Genomic DNA, 22,003 nt, shown 5'->3' with positions numbered 1-22,003 from the left:
TGCTCCTTCTTCCTCACCACGTGGACGGGTACAGCTGCGCCTCGGCCGTGGAGGGGGCTACTCGGTACTTCTCGAGCACCTGGGACATGAGAGTGCGGAACGCCGGAGCCGCTCCGCTGGACCACTTGTTGGTCTGCGGCTTCGTGAACGTCACCGTGACAACATACTGGGGGTCCTCGGCGGGTGCCATTCCGGCCACCGAGGTGATGCGCTGGCCGCCGTAGCCCTTCCCGCCCTCGGCGACCTCGGCGGTACCGGTCTTCGCCGCGATGTTGTAGCCGGAGATCGGCTTCATCCCGACGAGCGTGCCGCCCGTGACCACGCTCTGCAGCATCTTGACGGTCTGGTCGGCTGCCGCAGCGGACACGACGCGCGTGCCCTCCACGTCGGGCGCGTCGATCATCTTGCCGTCCGAGGTCTTGCAGCCCTTCACCATGTGGAGCGGGATCCGGACACCCTGGTTGGCGAGGGTCTGGAACACGCTCGCGACCTGGACGGCGGTCGTCGAGATGCCCTGCCCGAACATCGAGTTGATGTTCGTCTGCTGGTCCCAGTCCGGGCTCGCGCCGTACTGCATGCCCGGCTGGCCGGGGTACTGGATCGCCGACTCGGGCTCGAACAGGCCGAACTTCTTCATGTAGTCGTACCGCTGCTGGGTCGACAGCCGCTCGCCGAGCTCGGTGATGCCGACGTTCGAGGAGTTCTGCAGGATGCCGGTCAGCGTCAGGTTCTCGGTCGGGTGGAGCTCGGAGTCCTGGATCTTGCCGCCCCACGGGAAGGACCGCGAGTACGGCACCACCGCTCGGTCGGTCGGGCTCGACTTGCCCTGGTCGATGAGCGCGGCCGCGATCGCCGCCTTGATGGTCGAACCGGGCTCGTAGGTCGAGGTCAGCGCACGCGAGCCGTACGCACCCTTGTCCGTGGTCGCGTCGACGTCGTTCGGGTCCACGGTGGGCCAGTCGGCGACGGCGAGGAGCTCACCGGTCTTGACGTCCACGACGGTCGCGGTCGCGGACTCCGCCTGCAGCGACTGCGCCGCCGACGCGATCGTCTGCTGCGCCATGTACTGCAGGTCACTGTCGATGGTGGTCTCGAGCGTGCCGCCGTCCTTGGCCTGCTCCGTGGTCCGGGTGCTCCCGGGGAGCTGCACGCCGTCCTCGCCGCGCTCGTACGTCTCCGAACCGTTCTTGCCCGCGAGGCACTGGTCGTACGAGTACTCGAGGCCGGCCTGGGCGCCGTCGGTGCCCATGAACCCGGTCAGCGCACCGCCGGTGGCACCCATCGGGTAGACGCGGGCGGACTGCTGCTCCTTGTAGACCCAGGGGATGCCGAGGGCGACGACCGCCTCGTAGTGCTTCACGTCGAGCCCCTTGACCAGGTAGGCGAAGTCCGACTTCGGGTCGGCCGCGATCGCCTTCTGCATCGCCTGCACGTCACCGCCGGACGCCTTCGCCAACGCCTGCAGGGCGTCGTCCACCGAGACCTTCTTCGTGCGCTCGCCGCCGAGCTTGCCGTCGAAGCCCGCGACGAGTCGTGGCGAGGTGACGATGTTGTAGCGGTTGACGCTCTCCGCGAGTTCGGTGCCGTTGCGGTCGACGATCGCACCGCGGTTGCCGTAGATGGTGACCGGGATGCTCCGCTTCGCCTTCGACGCCTCGTTCAGCGCCGCTGCCTGCACCACCTGGATGTCGACCAGTCGGATCACGAAGACCGCGACGAGGGCGATCACGGCGATGATCACCACGCTGTAGCGCAGTCGAGGGTTGCGGATCGTCTTCGTCACGCGGTGCGGTCCTTCCCGGGTGGTGCGGCAGTCTGATCCCGCCCGCAGGTCACCGGGTGGTGGGTGCCTGGAGCGGGTTCGCGTCGGACTCTACGTCGGTGGTCGAGCCGGTCCGTCCCGACTCGCTGGTGCCTGCGCTCTTCTCAGTGTCGGCCGTCGCAGCACCCTGCTGGGCACCGGTCGCCGACGTCCCGCCCGCGCTGGTGTCCGTGCTGCCGCCGGTCGTGCTCGTGGTGCCGTCGGCCGGGGTCGCACCGGTGCCGGCGGCACCGTCGGTCGTGCTCGCCCCGCCGGCGGACGCGTCCGGGCCGGCGGCGAGCGGGACCGGGTCGAGGAGCGCGTTCGGCACCTGGTTGTCGCCGCTCGCGGTCGCCTCGTCGGGGGCCGCCGGGGTCGGCGTGCCGTACACGTGGCCGGTCTTCGGGTCGAGGTACACCGGGGTGGAGTTCGCGATCATCCCCAGCGCCTTGGCGTTGCGCGCCAGGTTCTGCGGCGAGTCGAGCACCCGCAGCTCCTCGGACAGCGACTGCTGCGTCCGGGAGAGCCCCGTCTGCTCGGCGCCGAGCGAGTCCAGCGTGTACGCCCCCTGGCTCAGCACCATGCTGATGCCGAGCTGCGCGAGGAGCAGCACACCGAGCGACACGACGCCGACCACCGCGTAGGCGATCTTCGGCCGTGCTCGGCGCTGCGCCCTGGACGGCGCGACCTCGACGAGCTCGGGTCGCTCCCGGCGCGGTGGGTGCGGGGCACGGGTCGGTGCGCCGACGGGGTCGACGAGTGCGAGGTTCGTGCTCATGTCACTTCCGGATCCGCTCGGCCGCGCGCAGGCGCACGGGGATGGCTCGGGGGTTGGCGGCGCGTTCGGCCTCGTCGGCCAGTTCCGCGCCCTTGACGACGAGGGAGTAGGTGGGAGCGTGCTCCGGCAGCTCGACGGGTAGTCCTGCCGGGGCGCTCGAGGTCGTGCGCTCGACCAGTGCCCGCTTCACGAGGCGGTCCTCGAGCGACTGGTACGACTCGACGACGATCCGGCCGCCGACCGCGATCACGTCGAGCGCGGCGGGGATCGCCCGCTCGAGCACGGCGAGCTCGGCGTTGACCTCGATGCGGAGCGCCTGGAACACGCGCTTGGCCGGGTGCCCCTGCCGCTGCACGGCCACGGGTGTCGCGTCGTGCAGCACCTGGACGAGGTCACCCGACATCGCGAACGGGCGCTCGGTGCGACGCTCGACGATCGCACGGGCGTACCGGCCGGCGAGCTTCTCCTCGCCGTACCGCTGGAAGATCCGGCGCAGCTCGCCCTCGTCGTAGGTCGCGAGGACGTCGGCGGCGGTCTGCCCCTCGGTCCGGTCCATCCGCATGTCGAGCGGGGCGTCCTGGCTGTAGGCGAACCCGCGCTCGGCACGGTCGAGCTGCAGCGAGCTGACGCCGAGGTCGAACAGCACGCCGTCGACCTGACGGAAGCCCTCACCCTCGACCGCGTCGACGATCCCGTCGTACACGGTGTGGACGAGGCGCACGCGGTCGCCGAAGCGAGCGAGCCGCTCCCCCGCGATGCCGAGGGCGTCGGTGTCCCGGTCGAGCCCGATGAGCGTGAGCTCCGGGAACCGTTCGAGCAGCGCCTCGGAGTGTCCACCCATGCCGAGGGTCGCGTCGACGACGACCTTGCCCGGGCCGTCGAGGGCCGGGACGAACAGGTCGACGATGCGCTGGAGCATCACCGGCGTGTGCGGGAACTTCGGCTGGTCTTCGGCCATGTGCAGCCCCTGTGACCGTCTGGGCCACGCACCCGGATCCCCATCCATGCGACCTGACACCGGGGAAGGTGTGTCAGGGCACCACGGCTGGGAGTCCCGATCCGCGGATCAGAAGATCCCCGGGATCACCTCCTCGTCGTTGTCGGCGAAGCCCTCTTCGACCTCGGCGTAGTAGGCCTCCCACGCGGGGGTCGACCAGATCTCGGCACGGTCACCGCTGCCGATGACCGTGAGGTCCCGTTCGAGCCCCGCGTACTCACGGAGGTTCTGCGGGATCGTCACGCGGTTCTGCTTGTCCGGGGTCTCCGCGCTCGCTCCGGAGAGGAACAGGCGCATGTAGTCCCGGGTGCGCTTCGACGTCATCGGAGCCGTCCGGATCCGTTCGTGCAGTTGCTCGAACGTGTCCGCACTGAAGACGACGACGCAGCGCTCCTGCCCACGGGTCATCACGAGTCCGCCGGACAGTTCGTCCCGGAACTTGGCGGGGAGGATCACGCGACCCTTCTCGTCCAGCTTCGGGGCATGGGTACCGAGCAGCACGTCGGGGCCTCCCCTCCGCTCCACCGGACCGTCGTTATCCCCACTTTACTCCACTTCGCTCCCCGCGGAACGGTCGGCGCTCCCGAATCTGCCCCGATCCCCCGATCTGGGGTGGTCACCTGAGCTCGTAGCTCGCCTCTCTGCGCGTCACTTCCCCGGAAGCACGCGGACGTGGAGCGGAGTGGAGGGGGTGGAGGGAAGTGGAGGACATTCGCAGGCTCGGGAGCAGCCGAGGGCGCGCCGGACGGGAGGCTCGGCGCACGACCGCCCCGCGCCTCCCGTCCGATGCGTGCTCACGCCCATCGCGCCCGTGGCGCACGTCGCGCCCCTCGCGAGATCGCGCCCCTCGCGCCGTCGCGCCGTCGCGCCCGTTCCTTCCCATCACACCCGCGATGGCAGGCGGAATCGGGCATACCTGATGGTTCCGTTCGACCCGGTACGCCCGGTTCCACCAGCTATGCCCGGTTCCACCAGGCACACTCGAGCGCGCCGGCACCCGCGAGCCCGGGACGCCCGGTTCGACCAGGCACGTCCGGATTCGCCAGGGACAGCGGCAGGAGCACGGGGTGCGAGGGCGGGCACGGGTGCCACGGGCGGGTGTCACTGGCGGGCGGACGGCGCGGAGCAGCGGCCCCGAGCACGACCGCGACCCCGGACACGACGACGGGGCCGGTCCCGAAGGACCGGCCCCGTGGAGGCGTGTGGAGGGCGTGCGGTGCGGCTACTGCTGCCCCGGGTCGTTGCGCTTGTCCCAGCGCTCGTTCAAGCGGTCCATGAAGGAGCCACCGGAGGAGGACGGGCGCGACGGCCGACCCGCGGACTGCCCCTTCGCCCGCGGCGCCTTCGCCCCGGACTTCGACATCCGCATCCCCGGACGCAGCGCGTAGAGCACACCGGCGAGCATCACCACGAAGCCCGGCAGCCCGAGCCACGGCTGCTTCACGACGAGCGCCACGATGACGATGGCGATCCCCACGAGGGCACCGAGCACACCGATCGTGATGGACGTGTAACTCGCACGTCCCTGGCGGCGCGTGACACGCGCCACGAAGTCGGAGTCGTTCTGGTAGAGGCTCCGCTCCATCTCTTCGAGGAGTCGCTGCTCTTGCTCCGAGAGTGGCATCTCGTTTCCCTCTTGTTCCTGGGGATGCTGTCTGACGACCGCTGGTGTGCCGCGCTGCCGCCGGGTTGTGGCATCGCTGAAGTGGACCGATTCTATGACTCGACCGCTCCACTAGGGTAGGAGTCGTGGCTGAGAGTACGCGATTAGTGGACCTCGTTTCGGCACGGGTCGGACGGGCACTCGACGAGCAGCGTGATCGGCTCCTCGCGATCAGCCCGGACCTCGCGCCGTTCGACCGGTACGCCCGTGACCTGCTGTCCGGCGGCAAGCGCTTCCGAGCGCTGTTCTGCTACTGGGGATGGCAGTCCGTGGCCGGCCGCTCGGGGTCCTTCGACCCCCTCGCCGAGGGCTCCCGTCAGACCACGGCCGAGGCCGTCGTCACGGTGGCCGCCGCGCTCGAGATCTTCCACGCCGCCGCCCTGGTGCACGACGACATCATGGACCGCTCGGACACCCGTCGTGGTCGTCCCGCCGCGCACCGGCGCTTCGAGTCCCTGCACGAGGAGTCCGGCTGGGTCGGCGACCGCTCGCTGTACGGCACGAACTCGGCGCTGCTGCTCGGGGACGTCCTGCTCTCGTTGAGCGACTCCGTCTTCGACGAGGGGCTCGCGCTCCTCGACCCGGCGCGCGCACGCATCGTCCGCCAGGAGTTCCACACGATGCGGCTCGACGTGACCGCGGGGCAGTACCTCGACGTGCACGAGGAGACGGCCTGGCCGACGATCGACGAGACCGAGCACCTGGTGCGGGCACAGCGGGTCATCGTCTTCAAGTCGGCGAAGTACTCGATCGAGGCGCCGCTCGTCATCGGAGCCCTGGTCGCCGGCGCCTCGGAGGCGCAGCTCGAGGGCCTGCGGTCCTTCGGCCTGCCGCTCGGCGTCGCGTACCAGCTCCGCGACGACGTGCTCGGTGTGTTCGGCGACCCCGAGGTCACCGGCAAGCCCGCCGGCGACGACCTCCGCGAGGGCAAGCGCACCGTCCTCATCGCCTCGGCCCGCAAGGCGCTCCCGCCCGGCCCGAGGCAACTGCTCGACGAGCTGCTCGGCGACCCCGACCTCGACGAGGAGCAGGTGCAGATGCTGCGCGCCACGCTCACCGAGTCCGGGGCGGTCGCCGCCGTCGAGCGCTCGATCGACCGGCACGTGCAGCGCGCGAAGGCAGCGCTCGAGGCCGCGCCGTTGACGCCGTCGGCGCGCGACCAGCTGCTGTCGCTGGCCGACACGGTCAGCAGCCGCGTCGCCTAGACGCCGACCACGACGACGGACGGGAGGCCCGTGGCGACACCGCCACGGGCCTCCCGTCCGTCACCCGATCGTCCTCACCGGGGCGGCTCCTGCTGCGCGGGCCAGCCCGCCGGGACGGGTCTCCGGTCCAGGGCGCCGGGTCGGCTCCCGGGCTCAGAGCAGGGACTGTGCGACGCGGCGCACCTCGGCCTTGCGGCCGGCGCGCAGCGCGGCGATCGGCGAGGTGCGGAGTGCGGGCTCCTCGGAGAGCATCCAGCGGACCGCCTCGTCGTCGGAGAACCCGTTGTCGCCGAGGACGATCAGCGTGCCGCGCAGCTCCGGCATCGGCTCGGAGCCGTCGAGGAACTCGCTCGGCACCCGCAGCACGCCGCCCACGCGGGCAGCCAGCAGTGTCTTCTGCTCGAACAGGCGGTGGATGCGCCCGGGGCTCACCCCGAGCAGGTCCACGAGGTCGGGCACCGTCAGCCAGCGCTCGGAGAGGGTCGTGTCGTCGGTGGGTCCATCACTCACCCGCCCCATGTTGCCAGAGCACCGGCCTGCGTCGTGCCGTCACGCTGATCACACGAGTCACACGCGCAACACGCGGCTCTCTGGTTGACTTGGGAATCACGCCATGTCAGCGTGGAGCCACCTGTGAGTACCCGCTCCCGCGCACGGCTCACCCAGGACAGGAGACAACCCGTGGACAACGCTGCAGACGACGCCGCCCGGCGCGCTCGATCCGCCCGGTTCGCCACCATGCCCATCGTCCTCGCGGGCACGATCGCCGTGACCGCCGGCCTCACCGGCCCGGTGGCGCACGCCGAGCCCCGGCACGACGACGCCGCGAAGAAGCGGCACGTGGACGAGGACCGGAACGTGGGCCAGCGCCCGGTGTTCGGCACCGCCGTCGCCCGCCCGTCGACCACCACCGTCACCACGGTCGCCGCGGTGTCGAAGGCCCCCACCACCTACACGGTGCGTCAGGGCGACACCGTCTCGGGCATCGCCGCGCGCTTCGGGCTCTCGGCGCAGGAGGTCCTGGTCCGCAACGGCCTCGGCTGGAACACGATCATCCACCCCGGGCAGACGCTGCACCTGTCCTCGACACCCGCCGCCCCCGCAGCAGCACCCGCGTCGTCGAGCACGAGCGGCAGCTACCACGTGAAGTCGGGCGACACCGTGTCCGGCATCGCCGCCCGCGTCGGCGTGTCGACCTCGGCGATCCTCGCCGCGAACAACCTCTCGCAGCGCTCGCTGATCTACCCGGGCCAGACCCTGACCATCCCCCGCGCCGGGACGGCACCCGCCGCGAAGCCGGCGCCTGCCGTGAGCACCGCGCCGGCCGCACCTGCCCGGGCGTCGAGCGTGAAGATCGTCGCCGGCGACACCATCGGGGCGATCGCGGCGAAGCACGGGGTGTCGGTGAAGGCACTCCTCGCGGCGAACGGCCTCAGCTACACGAGCACGATCTACGCGGGGAAGACCCTCGTGCTGCCCGCTGCGACCTCGAAGCCGACGACCACGCCGACCGGGGGTGCCGTGACCACGGCCGTCGGCAGCGTCAACGGCGTCGAGCTGACCGGTGAGCAGCGGCGCAACGCGGCCACCATCGTCAGCGTCGGCCGGACCCTCGGCGTCCCCGACCGCGGCATCGTGATCGCCCTCGCAGCGGCTCTGCAGGAGTCGAGCCTGCGCAACCTGTCGCACGGCGACCGCGACTCCGTCGGCCTGTTCCAGCAGCGTCCGAGCCAGGGCTGGGGCACGTCGGCAGCACTGCAGGACCCGGCCACCGCCGCCGAACTGTTCTTCGTGGGCAACCCCGGCAAGACCCGCGGCCTGCTCGGCGTGCGTGGGTGGTCGTCGATGGCCCTGACCGACGCCGCCCAGGCGGTCCAGGTCTCCGCGTACCCGAACGAGTACGCGAAGTGGGAGCAGACCGCGCGCGCCCTGCTGGCCTCGCTCTGAGGTCCCGCCCGTCTGGTCGGCCGGACAGCCGACTCATCCTCGAGATCGAGATTGGGTCACGGTCGGTGCGTCAGGTCGGACCGTACCGGCAGCCCTTCGTAGAATGCCGCCGATGACCACGAACGCCGCAACGGACCCGATGATCGGTCGCATGATCGACCAGCGGTACCGCGTGCGCTCGCGCATCGCGCGCGGGGGCATGGCGACGGTGTACCTCGCCACCGACGTCCGGCTCGAGCGTCGCGTCGCGATCAAGATCATGCACGGGCACCTGGCCGACGACCAGGCCTTCCGTGAGCGCTTCATCCAGGAGGCCCGCTCGGCGGCCCGGCTCTCCCACCCGAACCTCGTCGGCGTGTACGACCAGGGTGCCGAGGACGACACGGCGTACATCGTCATGGAGTACATCCCGGGCATCACCCTGCGCGACCTGCTGCAGGAGCACCGGGCGCTCACCCCGGAGCAGGCCACCGACATCCTGCGCGCCGTGCTCGCCGGCCTCGCGTCGGCGCACCGTGCCGGCATCGTGCACCGCGACCTCAAGCCCGAGAACGTCCTGCTCGCCGACGACGGGCGCATCAAGCTCGGCGACTTCGGCCTGGCGCGGGCGACCACGGCGAACACGGCCACCGGAGCAGCCCTGCTCGGCACGATCGCGTACCTGTCCCCCGAGCTCGTGACGCGCGGCGCCGCCGACTCGCGCAGCGACATCTACGCACTCGGCATCATGCTCTACGAGATGCTCACCGGCGAGCAGCCCTACAAGGGCGACCAGCCGATGCAGATCGCCTACCAGCACGCCAACGACACGGTCCCGGTGCCGAGCGCCGCGGAGCCGGGCGTCCCGCCGGAGCTCGACGACCTGGTCGCCTGGGCCACCGCCCGCGACCCCGCAGACCGTCCGCGTGACGCCCGCGAGATGCTCGACCACATGTCGGGCAACCAGCAGCGCGCGACCGGCCAGTACCGCACCGCGGTGCTGCGTCCGGAGAACGCCACCGCGATCCTGCCGGCCGGCAGCGCGTCGCCCTCCTCGGCCGATGCGTCCGGACGGTGGGACGGCCCCGAGCAGGACGACGCCACCCGGGTGATCGCCGACACGACCGGCGGTGCGCCCGCTGCTCCGGCCCGCCGCGGTGCGCCCGGCCCCCGACGCACGGGAGCCCAGCCCGGGACGCTCTCCCCGGCGGCGCAACGCCTCGCCGACAAGTCCGTCAAGCGTCGGAAGCGCGGGTGGATCCTGCTCGCGGTCGTCGTGGTCCTCGCGATCATCGCCGGCGTCGTCGGCTGGGCCCTCGGTCCGGGGCCCTGGGGCAACGTCCGCATCCCCGAGGTCGCCGGGAAGTCCGTGGCACAGGCCCGGCAGCTGCTCCAGGCACAGGGGCTCCAGCCCACCGCCGAGACCGACAGCCGGTACGACGCCGTCGTGGCGAAGGGGCAGGTGTCGACGACCAAGCCGGCGGCCGAACGCGAGGTCCGCAAGGGCACCCCGGTGCGGATCGTCGTGTCGGACGGCCCGCGGATGATCGCCCTGCCCGCGATCGTCGGGCAACCGCTGTCGACCGTGACGGCCGCACTGGACGACGACTTCCAGCTGCAGGACGACCAGTACGAGTTCTCGGCCGACGCTCCGGAGGACACCGTGATCGCGGCGAAGGGCCTGGGCACCGACGGGCAGACGGTCGACCTGTCCTCCGTCGGCGAGTACGCCGAAAGCGGGCCGGTCACGCTCACGGTCTCGCTCGGCGCCGTCCCGGACGTCACGGGCAAGACCCTCGACGGCGCGACCGCCGCGCTCGACGCCGTCGGTCTGGTCGTCGGGGCGCAGCAGGAGCGCTACAGCGACGACGTGCCGAAGGGGCAGGTCATCTCGTCCAGCGTCGAGGACTCCCCCGCCGTGCAGGGCTCTGCCGTCGACCTCGTGCTCTCGAAGGGCCCGACGCCGATCACGCTGCCCGACGTCGCCGGCAAGACCATCGACGAGGCGACCTCCACGCTCGAGAACCTCGGCCTCGACGTGAAGGTGCCCGACTGCACGAACGTGCTCTGCCGCTTCTACGACTGGAAGTCGGCGCTCCCGGTCACCGCGACGGACCCGGTCCAGGGTTCCACGGTGTACCGCGGCGACACGATCACGCTCTCCTACGAGCAGTAGCCGCCAGGCGGCCGCTCGGCTGCTCGACCGCTCGCCGGTTCCGGTCGCACGACGTGCCGTCCGCGGTCGCTGCGGTCGCGCGACGTGCCGTCCGCGCGGAACGTGAGCGGCAGGTCGTACGACCGGAACCGGGCAGGACGTGCGACCGGGGCCGGGCAGGACGGGCGGGCGACGAGCGGAGGGACGGGAGGCGCGGTGCCGGCTGGCACCGCGCCTCCCGTCCGGCGTGCGGTCGCGACTACGGCCGCTGGTAGGGGTGGGCGCTCAGCTCCTCCGCCACCAGGAAGGCGAGCTCGAGCGACTGCATGTGGTTGAGCCGCGGGTCGCACAGCGACTCGTAGCGCGTCGCCAGGGTCGCCTCGTCGATCTGCTCGGAGCCGCCCAGGCACTCGGTGACGTCGTCACCGGTGAGCTCGACGTGCATGCCGCCCGGGTAGGTGCCGACCTGGCGGTGCGCCTCGAAGAAGCCGAGGACCTCGTCCACGACGTCGTCGAAGCGACGGGTCTTGTAGCCCGTCGGGGTCGTCAAGCCGTTGCCGTGCATCGGGTCGGTCACCCAGAGCGGGTTCGCGTCCATGCCCTTGATCGCCTCGAGCAGCTTCGGCAGCTCGTCGCGGATCCTGCCCGCACCCATCCGGGTGATGAACGTCAGACGACCGGGCTCGCGCTCCGGGTCGAGCGTGTCGACCAGGGCCTTCATGTCGTCCACGGTCGTCGTCGGGCCGAGCTTCACACCGATCGGGTTCCGCACGCGGGACAGGAAGTCGACGTGGGCGCCGTCGAGGTCGCGGGTCCGCTCGCCGATCCAGATGAAGTGGCCGGAGGTGACGTAGGCGAGACCGGAGCGCGAGTCGATGCGGGTCATCGGCCGCTCGTAGTCCATGAGGAGCCCCTCGTGCGAGGCGTAGAACTCGGTGTGCTTCAGCGCCTCGAAGTCGGCTCCGCAGGCGTCCATGAAGCGGATCGCGCGGTCGATCTCCTTCGCGAGGTGCTCGTAGCGGGCGTTCGCCGGGTTCGACGCGAAGCCCTTGTTCCACGAGTGCACCTGCCGCAGGTCGGCGAACCCGCCCTGCGTGAAGGCACGGACCAGGTTCAGCGTCGACGCGGCCGTGTGGTAGCCCTGCACCAGGCGGCGGGGGTCGGCCTGGCGGCTCTCCGGGGTGAAGTCGTAGCCGTTCACGATGTCGCCGCGGTACGCCGGCAGCGTCACGTCGCCGCGCGTCTCGAAGTCGCTCGACCGCGGCTTGGCGAACTGCCCCGCCATGCGTCCCATCTTGATCACCGGTGTCGAGGCACCGTAGGTGAGCACGACGGCCATCTGGAGGATGGTCTTCACACGGTCACGGATCGAGTCCGCCGTGGCTCCGGCGAAGGTCTCGGCGCAGTCGCCGCCCTGCAGCAGGAACGCCCTGCCCTGCGCCGCTGCGGCGAGCCGGTCACGGAGCTTGTCGACCTCGCCCGCGAAGACGAGCGGCGGCAGCGTCGCGATCTCGGCGGACGCCGCCTCGGCCGCGGCGCGGTCGGGCCAGGTCGGCTGCTGCTTGATCGGCAGGGTGCGCCAGTGGTCGAGACCCTCGATCACGTCCGGATCCTGCAGGGCGACGACGTCGGTCGACTCGATCAAGGCGGTACCTCGGTGTTCTGGGTCGGGCGGGAGCGGGAGGCCTGCGCGCAGGCCGGTCCGGCCGGGGCCGGAGTCCTCAGATCCTACCGTCCGCGCCCGACCCGCCGCTCCCGCGTGACGCGGGGGCGACGACGGCGGTCGCCCGTCAGGCGGTCGGCGTGCGGCGGTCCTTCATGACCTGCTCACGAGCGCTGCTGGCACGCTCCTTGACGCTCGTCGCGTAGACGTCGACGTACTCCTGGCGGCTCAGTCCGGCGAGTTCGTGCATGACCTCGTCGGTGACGCTGCGCAGGATGAACCGGTCGGTCTCGAAGCCCTCGAAGCGCGAGAAGTCGAGCGGCCTGCCGAAGACGACGCCGACGCGCTTGAACTTGGGGAACTTCTGGCCGATCTGCTGCACCTCGCGCGTGCCGACCATCGCGACCGGCACGACGGTCACCCGGCCCTCGAGGATCATCCGGGCGATGCCGGTGCGGCCGCGGTAGAGCTTGCCGTCCGGGCTGCGGGTGCCCTCGGGGTAGATGCCGAGCTGCTCGCCGCGTGCCAGGACCTGGAGCCCGGTGTGGAGCGACGCCTCGGACGCCTTGCCGCCGGAGCGGTCGATGGGCAGCTGCCCGATGGCGTTGAAGAAGGTCTTCGTCGCCCAGCCCTTGAGGCCCCGACCGGTGAAGTAGTCGCTCTTCGCCAGGAAGGAGATCCGCCGGTCGAGCACCGCCGGCAGGATCACCGAGTCGATGAACGAGATGTGGTTCGACGCGAAGATCACCGGGCCCTTCGCGGGCACGTGCTCACGGCCGACGACCCAGGGTCGGAAGAGCGTCAGGATGAGCGGGCCGAGCAGGAAGTTCTTGAGCAGCCAGTAGGTCATCGTCGACTCCAGTTCGGGACGCGCGTACCGTCGGGGTGACCCTACGCCGTGCGGGCGTGGATGCGGGCGAGGTCGGCCGCGCCGACGACGCCGGCGTCGTTCACGAGCTCGGCGATCACGAAGTCGGGCTCCGGGTGGTACCCGCGCGCCGGCAGGTTGTTGAGGTAGGCCTGCTTGATCGGCTCGAGCAGACGGTCGCCGGCGCTCGCGACACCGCCGCCGAAGACGAACAGCTGCGGGTCGAGCACCGCGGACAGCGACGCGCAGGCCTCGCCGAGGTGGCGACCGAGGCGACGGAGCGCGGCGAGGGCGCCCGGGTCGTCGGCCAGGATCAGGTCGCCGACGATCGCGCCGTCGAGCTGCCCGCCGTTCTGCTCGCGCGCGTCGGCGAGTGCCGAACCGATGCCGCCGGCGTCGGCGACGTCGTTCGCCATGCGCTGCAGGGCACGGCCGGAGCCGTACTGCTCGATGCAGCCGCGGGCGCCGCAGCCGCAGGGCAGGCCGTTCGGGACGATCCGCAGGTGACCGATCTCGCCGCCGGTGCCGAAGCCGCCGCGGAAGAGCCGGTCCTCGGTCACGATCGCGCCACCGACACCGGTCCCGATCGTGAGCATCGTCATGTCGGACACGAGGCGACCGGCACCGAAGCGGAACTCCGCCCAGCCGGCGGCGTTCGCGTCGTTGTCGACGGTGATGTGCAGGTCGCCGAGGCGCTCCTGGAGCTTCTGCCGGAGGGGCTCGTTCCGCCAGCGGATGTTCGGCGTGTAGTAGACGATCGACTGCGACGCGTCGATGAAGCCCGGTGCCGCGACACCGACCGCTCCCACGTCGTGGGCGGCTCGCAGACGGGTGACCATCGTCACGACGTCGTCGAGCATGGCGTCCGGGTCCGCCGCGTTGGTGGCGACGCGGTCCTCGGCGAGGATCTCGCCGAGCTCCGAGACGACCGCTCCCGCGATCTTGGTGCCCCCGATGTCGATTCCGATGGCATGCACGAGGGTCGAGCCTACCGTCTCCGCGTGGTGACGCCGAACGCCGGCAACGCGACCGAGGTGGGCGCCGGGCACCGCTTGCCCGCACGGCGCCGGCCGACGACGCCCGACGGCTGACGAGGTGCTGCGAACCGCACCGCGGCCCGTCCGTCCGGTGCCGCTCCGCCCGTATGCTGGCGGTGACGTCTCATCGTCGAGGCGTCCTCGTATCGCACCGGCCGACAAGGGAGTCAACCGTGAACGATCAGCGGCAGCCCGCACCCAACTCCGCACCCGACCACGGCTCCGCCGCCCGACTGCTCTCCGACCGGGCGCGTCGGACGCCCGACCGGCCGATCCTCGCCCAGCGGCACGGCGACACCTGGACGACCGTCAGCGCCGCGGACACCCTCGCGCGCGTCCGCGGGATCGCGAAGGGCTTCGTCGCCGCCGGGCTCGCCCCGGGCGCGCACGTCGCCGTCCTCTCCCGCACCCGCATGGAGTGGACGCTCGTCGACTTCGCCGTCTGGACCGCGGGGCTCGTGTCCGTGCCGGTCTACGAGACGAGCTCCCCCGACCAGGTGCGCTGGATCCTCTCCGACTCGGAGACCGTGGCGATCGTGGTCGAGCAGGAGGAGCACGCACGCCGGGTGGCGTCGATCGCCCCCGACCTGCCGCACCTCGGACAGCACTGGACGATCGACGGCGGCGGTCTCGACGACCTGGTCCGCCTCGGCGAGACGGTCACCGACGCCGAGCTCGACGCCCGCACGGCGGACGTGCACGGGCACGACGACGCGACGATCATCTACACGTCGGGCACCACCGGACGCCCGAAGGGGTGCGTCCTGCGGCACGACAACTTCACCGGGACGGTCGAGGGCGCCACCGAGGCGATGCCCGAGGTCGTCGCCGACGGGTCCTCCACGCTGCTGTTCATCCCGATGGCCCACGTCTTCGCCCGCTTCATCGCGGTCATGTCGATCTCGACCGGGGTGCTCGTCGGCCACGAGCCGGACACCCGCGACCTCATGCGCGCCGTGTCGACGTTCAAGCCGACCTTCCTGCTGGCGGTGCCCCGCGTCTTCGAGAAGATCTACAACTCGGCCGAGCAGAAGGCCGACCTCGGCGGTAAGGGTCGGATCTTCCGTGCCGCGGCCGACGTCGCGGTCGCCCACTCCGAGGCGGTGGCCGCGGGACGGGTGCCCCTCGGCCTGAAGCTGCGGTTCGCGCTGTTCGACAAGCTGGTCTACGCCAAGCTGCGCGACGCGATCGGTGGACGCGTGCAGTACGCGATCAGCGGCTCCGCTCCGCTCTCCCCGCGCCTGTCGCACTTCTTCCGCTCGATCGGCGTGCACATCCTCGAGGGCTACGGCCTGACCGAGACGACCGCGCCCGCGACCGTGAACCGGGCGCGCGAGCTCCGCATCGGCACGGTCGGTCGAGCACTCCCGGGCGTCGAGGTACGGATCGCCGAGGACGGCGAGATCCTGATCCGCGGCGTCGACGTGTTCGACCGCTACTGGCACAACGACGAGGCGACCGCGAAGGCCTTCAGCGACGGCTGGTTCCGCACGGGCGACCTCGGGCGGCTCGACGCCGACGGGGTGCTCACGGTGACCGGTCGGGCGAAGGAGCTCATCGTCACCGCGAGCGGCAAGAACGTCGCGCCGGCGCCGCTCGAGGACGGCATCCGCGAGCACCCGCTGGTCGGGCAGGTGGTGGTCGTCGGCGAGGGCAAGCCCTTCGTCGCCGCGCTCGTCACGCTCGACCGGGAGATGCTCCCCGGCTGGTGCGAGGCCCGCGGCATCACCCCCGCGCTCACGCCGCGCGAGGCCGCCTACGACGAGCGCGTGCACGTCGCCGTGCAGGAGGCCGTGGACACCGCGAACCAGCGGGTGTCCCGGGCCGAGTCCGTGCGGTCCTTCACCATCGTCGACACCGAGCTGACGGAGGCCTCCGGCCACCTCACCCCGAAGCTGACGATCAAGCGCGCCGTCGTGCTGCGGGACTTCGCCGCGGACGTCGAGCACATCTACTCGGGGTCGAAGGTCCAGACCACGGCCACCCCCGTGGTCGCGTCCCGACGACGGGGCCGCGCGTAGGGACGACGGACGGGAGGCCCGGTGCCGGTCCGACGGACCGACACCGGGCCTCCCGTGTGTCGTCTGCGCGCGGGGCGCGACCCGTCGCCGGGTCCGCGGACGCGCTTCCGGATCAGGCCTCCGGGGCCTGCACCTCCGGCGCGTCGAGGACGGCGACCGACGACGTCGTCGGCGCGGGGTCGGGGCGGCGGTTGGTGCGGGTGCGGTGCGAGCTGAGCTCGTCGTTCTGAACGGTCATGCTGGGTGTCCTGAGGGTGTGGGAGCCGTGTCGGTGGGAAGCCGACGCGGACACGGTACCTCGCGACCGGGACGTTCGGACAATCCCGCGAAGGGGTGTCACGCCCTGGTCGCCGGAAGCGGCCCGACCGCGTGCGCCGTCGATCGCGGGAGCGGCCGGGGCGCGGTCGCCCGCGTGCACGGAACGCGGTCAGTGGAACCAGGACTGGGCGCGGACGTCACGCAGTGCGGCGCGACGGACCTCCGGGGCGAGGGTCATCACGTAGACGGTGCCGTCGAGGTGGTCGACCTCGTGCTGCAGCGCCTCCGCCATCAGCCCGGTGCCCTCGAGGACGACCTCGGCGCCGTCGACGTCGACGCCGCGGACCCTGGCCCACGGGTGGCGTGGGGTCGGGTAGGAGAGCCCGGGGACGGACAGGCAGCCCTCGTCCATGAGCTCGACCTCGCCGCGCACCTCGACGACCTCGGGGTTGAGCACGTACCCGACCTCGCCGTCGACGTTGTACGAGAACGCGCGCAGGCCGACACCGATCTGCGGAGCGGCCACGCCGGCACGACCGGGCTCGCGCACGGTGTCCAGGAGGTCCTGCACGAGGTCGCGCACGCCCGGCGAACCGAGGGCGTCCGGTGCGATCGGGTCCGCGGGGGAACGGAGGACGGGGTCGCCGAACAGGCGGATGGGACGGACGGTCACGTTACTGCAGCACCACCAGGAGGTCGCCGGCGTCCACCTGCTGGGTCACCGGGATCGCGAGACGGCCGACGGTGCCCGACACGGGCGCCGTGATGGCCGCTTCCATCTTCATCGCCTCGATGCTCGCCACGGGCTGACCAGCCCGGACGACGTCACCGACGGCGACCTTGAGCGTCACCACACCGGAGAACGGTGCGGCGACGTGCTTCGGGTCGGACGGGTCCGCCTGCTCGGCGACCTTCGTCGCGACCTCGACCGAGCGGTCACGGACGGCGACCGGGCGGAGCTGCCCGTTCAGCGTCGTCATGACCGTGCGCACGCCCCGCTCGTCGACCTCGCCGATCGCCTCGAGCCCGACGAGCAGCTCCACGCCGCGCCCGAGCGGCACGACGTGCTCCTGCCCGGGACGCAGACCGTAGAGGTAGTCGAGGGTCGGCAGCACCGAGAGGTCGCCGTACTGCTCCCGCACCGCGGCGAACTGCCGGGTCGGCTGCGGGAAGAGCAGTCGGTTGAGGGCCTGCTGCCGCTCGGGTCCGGCGGTCGCGAGCGCGGCGCGCTCCGACTCCGGCACGGGGGTCGTCCCGACGTGCACCTCGCGACCCTCGAGCACCTTCGACCGGAACGGCTCCGGCCACCCGCCGGGCAGGTCGCCGAGCTCGCCGGCCATGAAGCCGATCACCGAGTCGGGGATGTCGTACTGCTGCGGGTTCTGCTCGAAGTCGTCGGGGTCGGCGCCGACCGCGGCCAGCTGCAGCGCCAGGTCGCCGACGACCTTCGAGGACGGCGTGACCTTGGTCGGGCGGCCGAGGATGCGGTTCGCCGCGGCGTACCAGTCCTCGACCTGCTCGAAGCGGTCGCCGAGTCCCAGGGCGATGGCCTGCTGCCGGAGGTTCGACAACTGCCCGCCGGGGATCTCGTGCTGGTACACGCGGCCGGTCGGACCGGGCAGGCCGGACTCGAACGGGGCGTACGCGCGACGGACCGCCTCCCAGTAGGGCTCGAGCGCGCCGACCGCGGTCAGGTCGAGGCCGGTGTCGCGCTCGGTGTGCGCCAGCGCCGCCACGAGCGCGGACATGCTCGGCTGGCTCGTCGTCCCGGCCATCGGCGCCGCCGCGACGTCGACCGCGTCGGCGCCGGCCCGGCTGGCCGCCAGGAGCGTCGCGAGCTGCCCGCCGGCGGTGTCGTGCGTGTGCACGTGCACGGGCTGGTCGAACCGCTCACGCAGCGCGCCCACGAGCCGCTCGGCCGCTCCCGCACGGAGCAGACCGGCCATGTCCTTGATGCCGATGACGTGCGCGCCGGCCTCCACCATCTGCTCGGCGAGCCGCAGGTAGTAGTCGAGCGTGTAGAGGTCCTCTGCCGGGTCGAGGAGGTCGCCGGAGTAGCAGAGCGCCGCCTCGGCGACGGCCGTGCCGGTCGCGAGCACGGCCTCCAGGGCGGGACGCAGCTGGCTGACGTCGTTCAGCGCGTCGAACACGCGGAAGACGTCGACGCCGCTCGCGGCGGCCTCGGCGACGAAGGCGTCGGTGACCTCGGTCGGGTACGGGGTGTAGCCGACCGTGTTGCGCCCGCGCAGCAGCATCTGCACCGGGATGTTCGGGATCGCCCCGCGGAGTGCCGCCAGGCGCTCCCACGGGTCTTCGCCGAGGAAGCGCAGGGCGACGTCGTAGGTCGCTCCGCCCCAGGCCTCGACGCTCAGCAGCTGCGGGGTGAGCCGGGCCACGTGCGGCGCCACGGCGACCAGGTCCTTCGTCCGGACGCGCGTGGCGAGCAGCGACTGGTGGGCGTCACGCATCGTCGTCTCGGTGACCGCGAGCGCGGTCTGGGCGCGGAGCCGTCGCGCCCACTCGGCGGGGCCGACCTGCAGCAGCAGGTCGCGCTGCCCGGACGGCGGCGCGGCGGACAGGTCGACGGCCGGGAGCTTCTCGACCGGTTCGACGGTCTGCGGGCGACGCTCGCCGTTCGGCTTGTTCACCGTCACGTCGGCGAGCCACCCGAGCACCTTCGTGCCGCGGTCCTTCGACACGTGGCCGCCGAAGAGCTGCGGGCGCTCCTCGATGAACTGCGTCGAGACGTCACCACGGGCGAAGTCCGGGTCGTCGAGCACGGCCTGCAGGAACGGGATGTTCGTGCTCACGCCGCGGATGCGGAACTCGGCCAGGGCACGCTTCGCCCGGGCGACGGCCGCCGTGAAGTCCCGCCCACGGCAGGTCATCTTCGCGAGCATCGAGTCGAAGTGCGGGCTGATCTGCGCACCCGTCGCGACCGTGCCGCCGTCGAGCCGGACGCCCGCGCCACCCGGGCTGCGGTATGTCGTGATGCGTCCGGTGTCCGGACGGAAGCCCTGCGTCGGGTCCTCGGTCGTGATGCGGGTCTGCAGCGCCGCACCGTGCACGGCGACGGTGTCCTGCGCGAGCCCGAGGTCGGCGAGGGTCTCCCCCGCGGCGATGCGCATCTGCGACTGCACGAGGTCGACGTCCGTCACCTCCTCCGTCACGGTGTGCTCGACCTGGATGCGCGGGTTCATCTCGATGAAGACGTGCTGACCGGCACGCTCGCCCTCGGTGTCGAGGAGGAACTCGACGGTGCCGGCGTTGACGTAGCCGATCGACCGCGCGAAGGCGACCGCGTCACGGTGGAGCGCGGCGGCGATCGCCGGATCGAGGTCGGGCGCCGGTGCGATCTCCACCACCTTCTGGTGGCGGCGCTGCACCGAGCAGTCGCGCTCGAAGAGGTGGATCGTGCCGTCGTCCGTGCCCGTGGCGTCCGCGAGGATCTGCACCTCGATGTGCCGCGGACGCAGGACGGCCTGCTCGAGGAACATCGTCGGATCGCCGAACGCGCTGTCGGCCTCGCGCATCGCGGCCTCGAGCGCCTCGCGGAGCTCGGCCTTCGTCTCCACGCGGCGCATCCCGCGCCCACCGCCGCCGGCGACCGCCTTCGCGAAGACCGGGAACCCGACGGCGTCGGCACCCGCGAGCAACTCGTCGACGTCGCGGCTCGGCGGGGTGCTCGCGAGGACCGGGACACCGGCGGCGATCGCGTGCTCCTTCGCGGTGACCTTGTTGCCGGCCATCTCGAGGACGTGCTCGCCCGGCCCGATGAACGTGATCCCCGCAGCGGCGGCAGCGGCGGCCAGCTCCGGGTTCTCGGAGAGGAAGCCGTACCCCGGGTAGATCGCGTCGGCACCCGACTCGCGGGCGACACGGATGATCTCGGAGACGTCCAGGTAGGCACGGACCGGGTGACCCGGCTCGCCGATGACGTAGGCCTCGTCGGCCTTCAGCCGGTGCAGGGATCCGCGGTCCTCGTACGGGTAGACGGCCACCGTCCGGGCCCCCAGCTCGTACGCGGCACGGAACGCGCGGATGGCGATCTCGCCACGGTTCGCCACGAGGATCTTGCTGAACACGACGTCCCTTTCAGCCCGGGTTGAGGTGTCACAACCTTACTGGCGGTAACGTGGCTCACCGTGCATGTACTCAGCGTGAGCTCCCTCAAGGGTGGTGTCGGCAAGACGACGGTGACGCTCGGCCTGACATCGGCCGCGTTCGCCAAGGGACTGCGCACGCTGGTGGTGGACCTCGACCCGCAGTCCGACGTCTCGACCGGCCTCGACATCGACATCTCCGGCCACCTCAACGTCGCCGACGTCCTCGAGAACCCGAAGGAGAAGATCGTCCGCCAGGCGATCGCCCCGTCCGGGTGGACGAAGGGCTCGCAGGGCAAGGTCGACGTGCTCGTCGGGTCGCCGTCCGCCATCAACTTCGACGGTCCCCACCCCTCCATCCGGGACATCTGGAAGCTGGAGGAGGCGCTGGCGAACGTCGAGCAGGACTACGAGCTGGTCCTCATCGACTGCGCCCCGTCGCTCAACGCCCTGACCCGCACCGCCTGGGCTGCCTCGGACCGCGTGACCGTGGTCACCGAGCCGGGCCTGTTCTCCGTCGCCGCCGCGGACCGCGCACTCCGTGCGATCGAGGAGATCCGCCGCGGGCTCTCCCCCCGCCTGCAGCCGCTCGGCATCATCGTGAACCGGGCGCGCGTGCAGTCGCTCGAGCACCAGTTCCGCATCAAGGAACTCCGGGACATGTTCGGCCCGCTCGTGCTCTCGCCGCAGCTGCCGGAGCGCACGTCGCTGCAGCAGGCGCAGGGCGCGGCGAAGCCCCTGCACGTGTGGCCCGGCGAGTCGGCGCAGGAGATGGCGAAGAACTTCGACCAGCTGCTCGAGCGCATCATGCGCACGGGCAAGATCGGTCCGTACGCCGAGGGCGGCGCCGCCTAGGCGCTGCCGCCTCTCCGGGCCGGCTTCCTCCCCCGGACCGGCTTCGCGCTGGGCCGGCCGTCGAGCGCGCAACATCTGTCACGCTCGCCGTCCCCGGACCGGCTTCGCGCTGGGCTGACCTTCGAGCGCGCAACATCTGTCACGGTCGAGGTCCCCGGACGACGGATCCCGCCCGCGCCGTGACGACCCGGCGGCATGTCGTGCTCGCTCGGATCGGCGCGCACTGAAGCCGATGCGCACCGAGGCGAGCCCTCGACCGTTCGGGCCCGTCATCCGCTGAACGGCCGAGATGTCGCACGCTCGACTCGATGCAGTCGTCGACGGTCCTGGTCGCACGACATGCCGTCCGCACGGGAGCTGAGCGGCAAGTCGTCCGACCGAGACGGACACTCGCGGCAGTTCGCGCGACCGGAACCACCCGCCCGGGGGCCGGGGCCCGGGCTCGGGGCTCGCGTCCCGGGGGCCGGGGCTCGGGGTCGGGGCTCGCGTCCCGGGGGTCGGGGCTCGGGTCTCAGCAGCCGAAGGTCGGTGCTCGAACGCCGAGTGGGCAGGACACGCGGGCTGTCGGCCGCCGGGCGGGGTCTGCCGAGTGCCGAGTGGGCACGACACGCCGCTGGTGGGACGCCGAGTGGGTCCGGGACGTCGTCGGACGGCGCGAGCGTGACAGATCTGG

General features: G+C 71.8%; 17 protein-coding genes. 5 read left to right on the top strand and 12 right to left on the bottom strand.

The features are described from left to right. Positions 1-13: 13 nt before the first annotated feature. The 5 genes from M3666_RS07605 to M3666_RS07585 all read right to left on the bottom strand — a co-directional run bounded on the left by M3666_RS07605 (position 14) and on the right by M3666_RS07585 (position 5,200). Positions 14-1,783 carry a penicillin-binding protein 2 gene (locus M3666_RS07605; protein ID WP_066653741.1) on the bottom strand — a complete coding sequence of 590 codons (1,770 nt, stop codon included), beginning with the start codon at positions 1,781-1,783 and terminating at the stop codon, positions 14-16. 49 nt (positions 1,784-1,832) lie between these two features. Next, positions 1,833-2,579 (bottom strand): hypothetical protein, encoded by a 747-nt coding sequence (locus M3666_RS07600; RefSeq protein ID WP_251154930.1) that lies wholly within the window; start codon positions 2,577-2,579, stop codon positions 1,833-1,835. Position 2,580: 1 nt separating this feature from the next. Then, on the bottom strand, positions 2,581-3,537 hold the full coding sequence (gene rsmH / locus M3666_RS07595; RefSeq protein ID WP_251154929.1) for a 16S rRNA (cytosine(1402)-N(4))-methyltransferase RsmH: 957 nt from the start codon (positions 3,535-3,537) through the stop codon (positions 2,581-2,583). Between the two features lie 108 nt (positions 3,538-3,645). Continuing rightward, positions 3,646-4,077, bottom strand: coding sequence for a division/cell wall cluster transcriptional repressor MraZ (gene mraZ / locus M3666_RS07590; protein ID WP_058729729.1), 432 nt, complete (start codon positions 4,075-4,077; stop codon positions 3,646-3,648). Between the two features lie 721 nt (positions 4,078-4,798). Next, positions 4,799-5,200 (bottom strand): DUF3040 domain-containing protein, encoded by a 402-nt coding sequence (locus M3666_RS07585; RefSeq protein ID WP_251154928.1) that lies wholly within the window; start codon positions 5,198-5,200, stop codon positions 4,799-4,801. A 125-nt stretch (positions 5,201-5,325) separates the two neighbouring features. Between M3666_RS07585 and M3666_RS07580 the strand changes: the two genes are divergently transcribed. Further along, positions 5,326-6,444: a polyprenyl synthetase family protein gene (locus tag M3666_RS07580; RefSeq protein WP_066653733.1), complete on the top strand. Its 1,119-nt coding sequence runs from the start codon at positions 5,326-5,328 to the stop codon at positions 6,442-6,444. Between the two features lie 153 nt (positions 6,445-6,597). On the opposite strand, the gene M3666_RS07575 is transcribed toward M3666_RS07580, so the two are convergent. Next, positions 6,598-6,963, bottom strand: a complete 366-nt coding sequence (locus tag M3666_RS07575; RefSeq protein ID WP_209683092.1) for an Rv2175c family DNA-binding protein — start codon at positions 6,961-6,963, stop codon at positions 6,598-6,600. A 162-nt stretch (positions 6,964-7,125) separates the two neighbouring features. Here M3666_RS07575 and M3666_RS07570 point away from each other — a divergent pair, with 162 nt between their 5' ends. Both M3666_RS07570 and pknB read left to right on the top strand, forming a co-directional pair. Then, the gene (locus tag M3666_RS07570) at positions 7,126-8,391 is read left to right on the top strand and encodes a LysM peptidoglycan-binding domain-containing protein (protein ID WP_251154926.1); all 1,266 of its coding nucleotides are present in this window, start codon (positions 7,126-7,128) and stop codon (positions 8,389-8,391) included. Between the two features lie 112 nt (positions 8,392-8,503). Further along, complete coding sequence (gene pknB / locus M3666_RS07565; protein WP_251154925.1) at positions 8,504-10,546, top strand: Stk1 family PASTA domain-containing Ser/Thr kinase; 2,043 nt, start codon at positions 8,504-8,506, stop codon at positions 10,544-10,546. Positions 10,547-10,784: 238 nt separating this feature from the next. Here pknB and M3666_RS07560 read toward each other — a convergent pair whose 3' ends face one another. The 3 genes from M3666_RS07560 to M3666_RS07550 form a co-directional block, all read right to left on the bottom strand. Next, positions 10,785-12,128: a class II 3-deoxy-7-phosphoheptulonate synthase gene (locus tag M3666_RS07560; protein WP_251155000.1), complete on the bottom strand. Its 1,344-nt coding sequence runs from the start codon at positions 12,126-12,128 to the stop codon at positions 10,785-10,787. A 187-nt stretch (positions 12,129-12,315) separates the two neighbouring features. Then, entirely contained in the window at positions 12,316-13,038 is a 723-nt protein-coding gene (locus M3666_RS07555; RefSeq protein WP_066653708.1) for a 1-acyl-sn-glycerol-3-phosphate acyltransferase, read from the bottom strand. Between the two features lie 41 nt (positions 13,039-13,079). Then, the gene (locus M3666_RS07550) at positions 13,080-14,033 is read right to left on the bottom strand and encodes an ROK family glucokinase (RefSeq protein WP_066653706.1); all 954 of its coding nucleotides are present in this window, start codon (positions 14,031-14,033) and stop codon (positions 13,080-13,082) included. Between the two features lie 233 nt (positions 14,034-14,266). Here M3666_RS07550 and M3666_RS07545 point away from each other — a divergent pair, with 233 nt between their 5' ends. After that, positions 14,267-16,114, top strand: a complete 1,848-nt coding sequence (locus M3666_RS07545) for a long-chain fatty acid--CoA ligase (RefSeq protein ID WP_066653704.1) — start codon at positions 14,267-14,269, stop codon at positions 16,112-16,114. A gap of 112 nt (positions 16,115-16,226) precedes the next feature. On the opposite strand, the gene M3666_RS16685 is transcribed toward M3666_RS07545, so the two are convergent. The 3 genes from M3666_RS16685 to M3666_RS07535 all read right to left on the bottom strand — a co-directional run bounded on the left by M3666_RS16685 (position 16,227) and on the right by M3666_RS07535 (position 20,457). Next, complete coding sequence (locus M3666_RS16685; RefSeq protein ID WP_268746771.1) at positions 16,227-16,352, bottom strand: hypothetical protein; 126 nt, start codon at positions 16,350-16,352, stop codon at positions 16,227-16,229. Positions 16,353-16,541: 189 nt separating this feature from the next. Continuing rightward, positions 16,542-17,045 (bottom strand): peptide deformylase, encoded by a 504-nt coding sequence (locus M3666_RS07540; protein ID WP_066653701.1) that lies wholly within the window; start codon positions 17,043-17,045, stop codon positions 16,542-16,544. Position 17,046: 1 nt separating this feature from the next. Continuing rightward, a complete protein-coding gene (locus tag M3666_RS07535; protein WP_251154924.1) occupies positions 17,047-20,457 on the bottom strand; it encodes a pyruvate carboxylase in 3,411 nt (1,136 codons plus the stop codon). A gap of 60 nt (positions 20,458-20,517) precedes the next feature. On the opposite strand from M3666_RS07535, the gene M3666_RS07530 reads away from it, so the two are divergent. Continuing rightward, the gene (locus M3666_RS07530) at positions 20,518-21,330 is read left to right on the top strand and encodes a ParA family protein (RefSeq protein ID WP_058729211.1); all 813 of its coding nucleotides are present in this window, start codon (positions 20,518-20,520) and stop codon (positions 21,328-21,330) included. Positions 21,331-22,003: the final 673 nt, after the last annotated feature.

The organism is Curtobacterium sp. ODYSSEY 48 V2, assembly GCF_023712625.1.
In the GTDB taxonomy this organism is placed as follows: domain Bacteria; phylum Actinomycetota; class Actinomycetes; order Actinomycetales; family Microbacteriaceae; genus Curtobacterium.
Note: the sequence above shows the minus strand (reverse complement) of the source record. Positions and strands in the feature narration are given on the sequence as shown.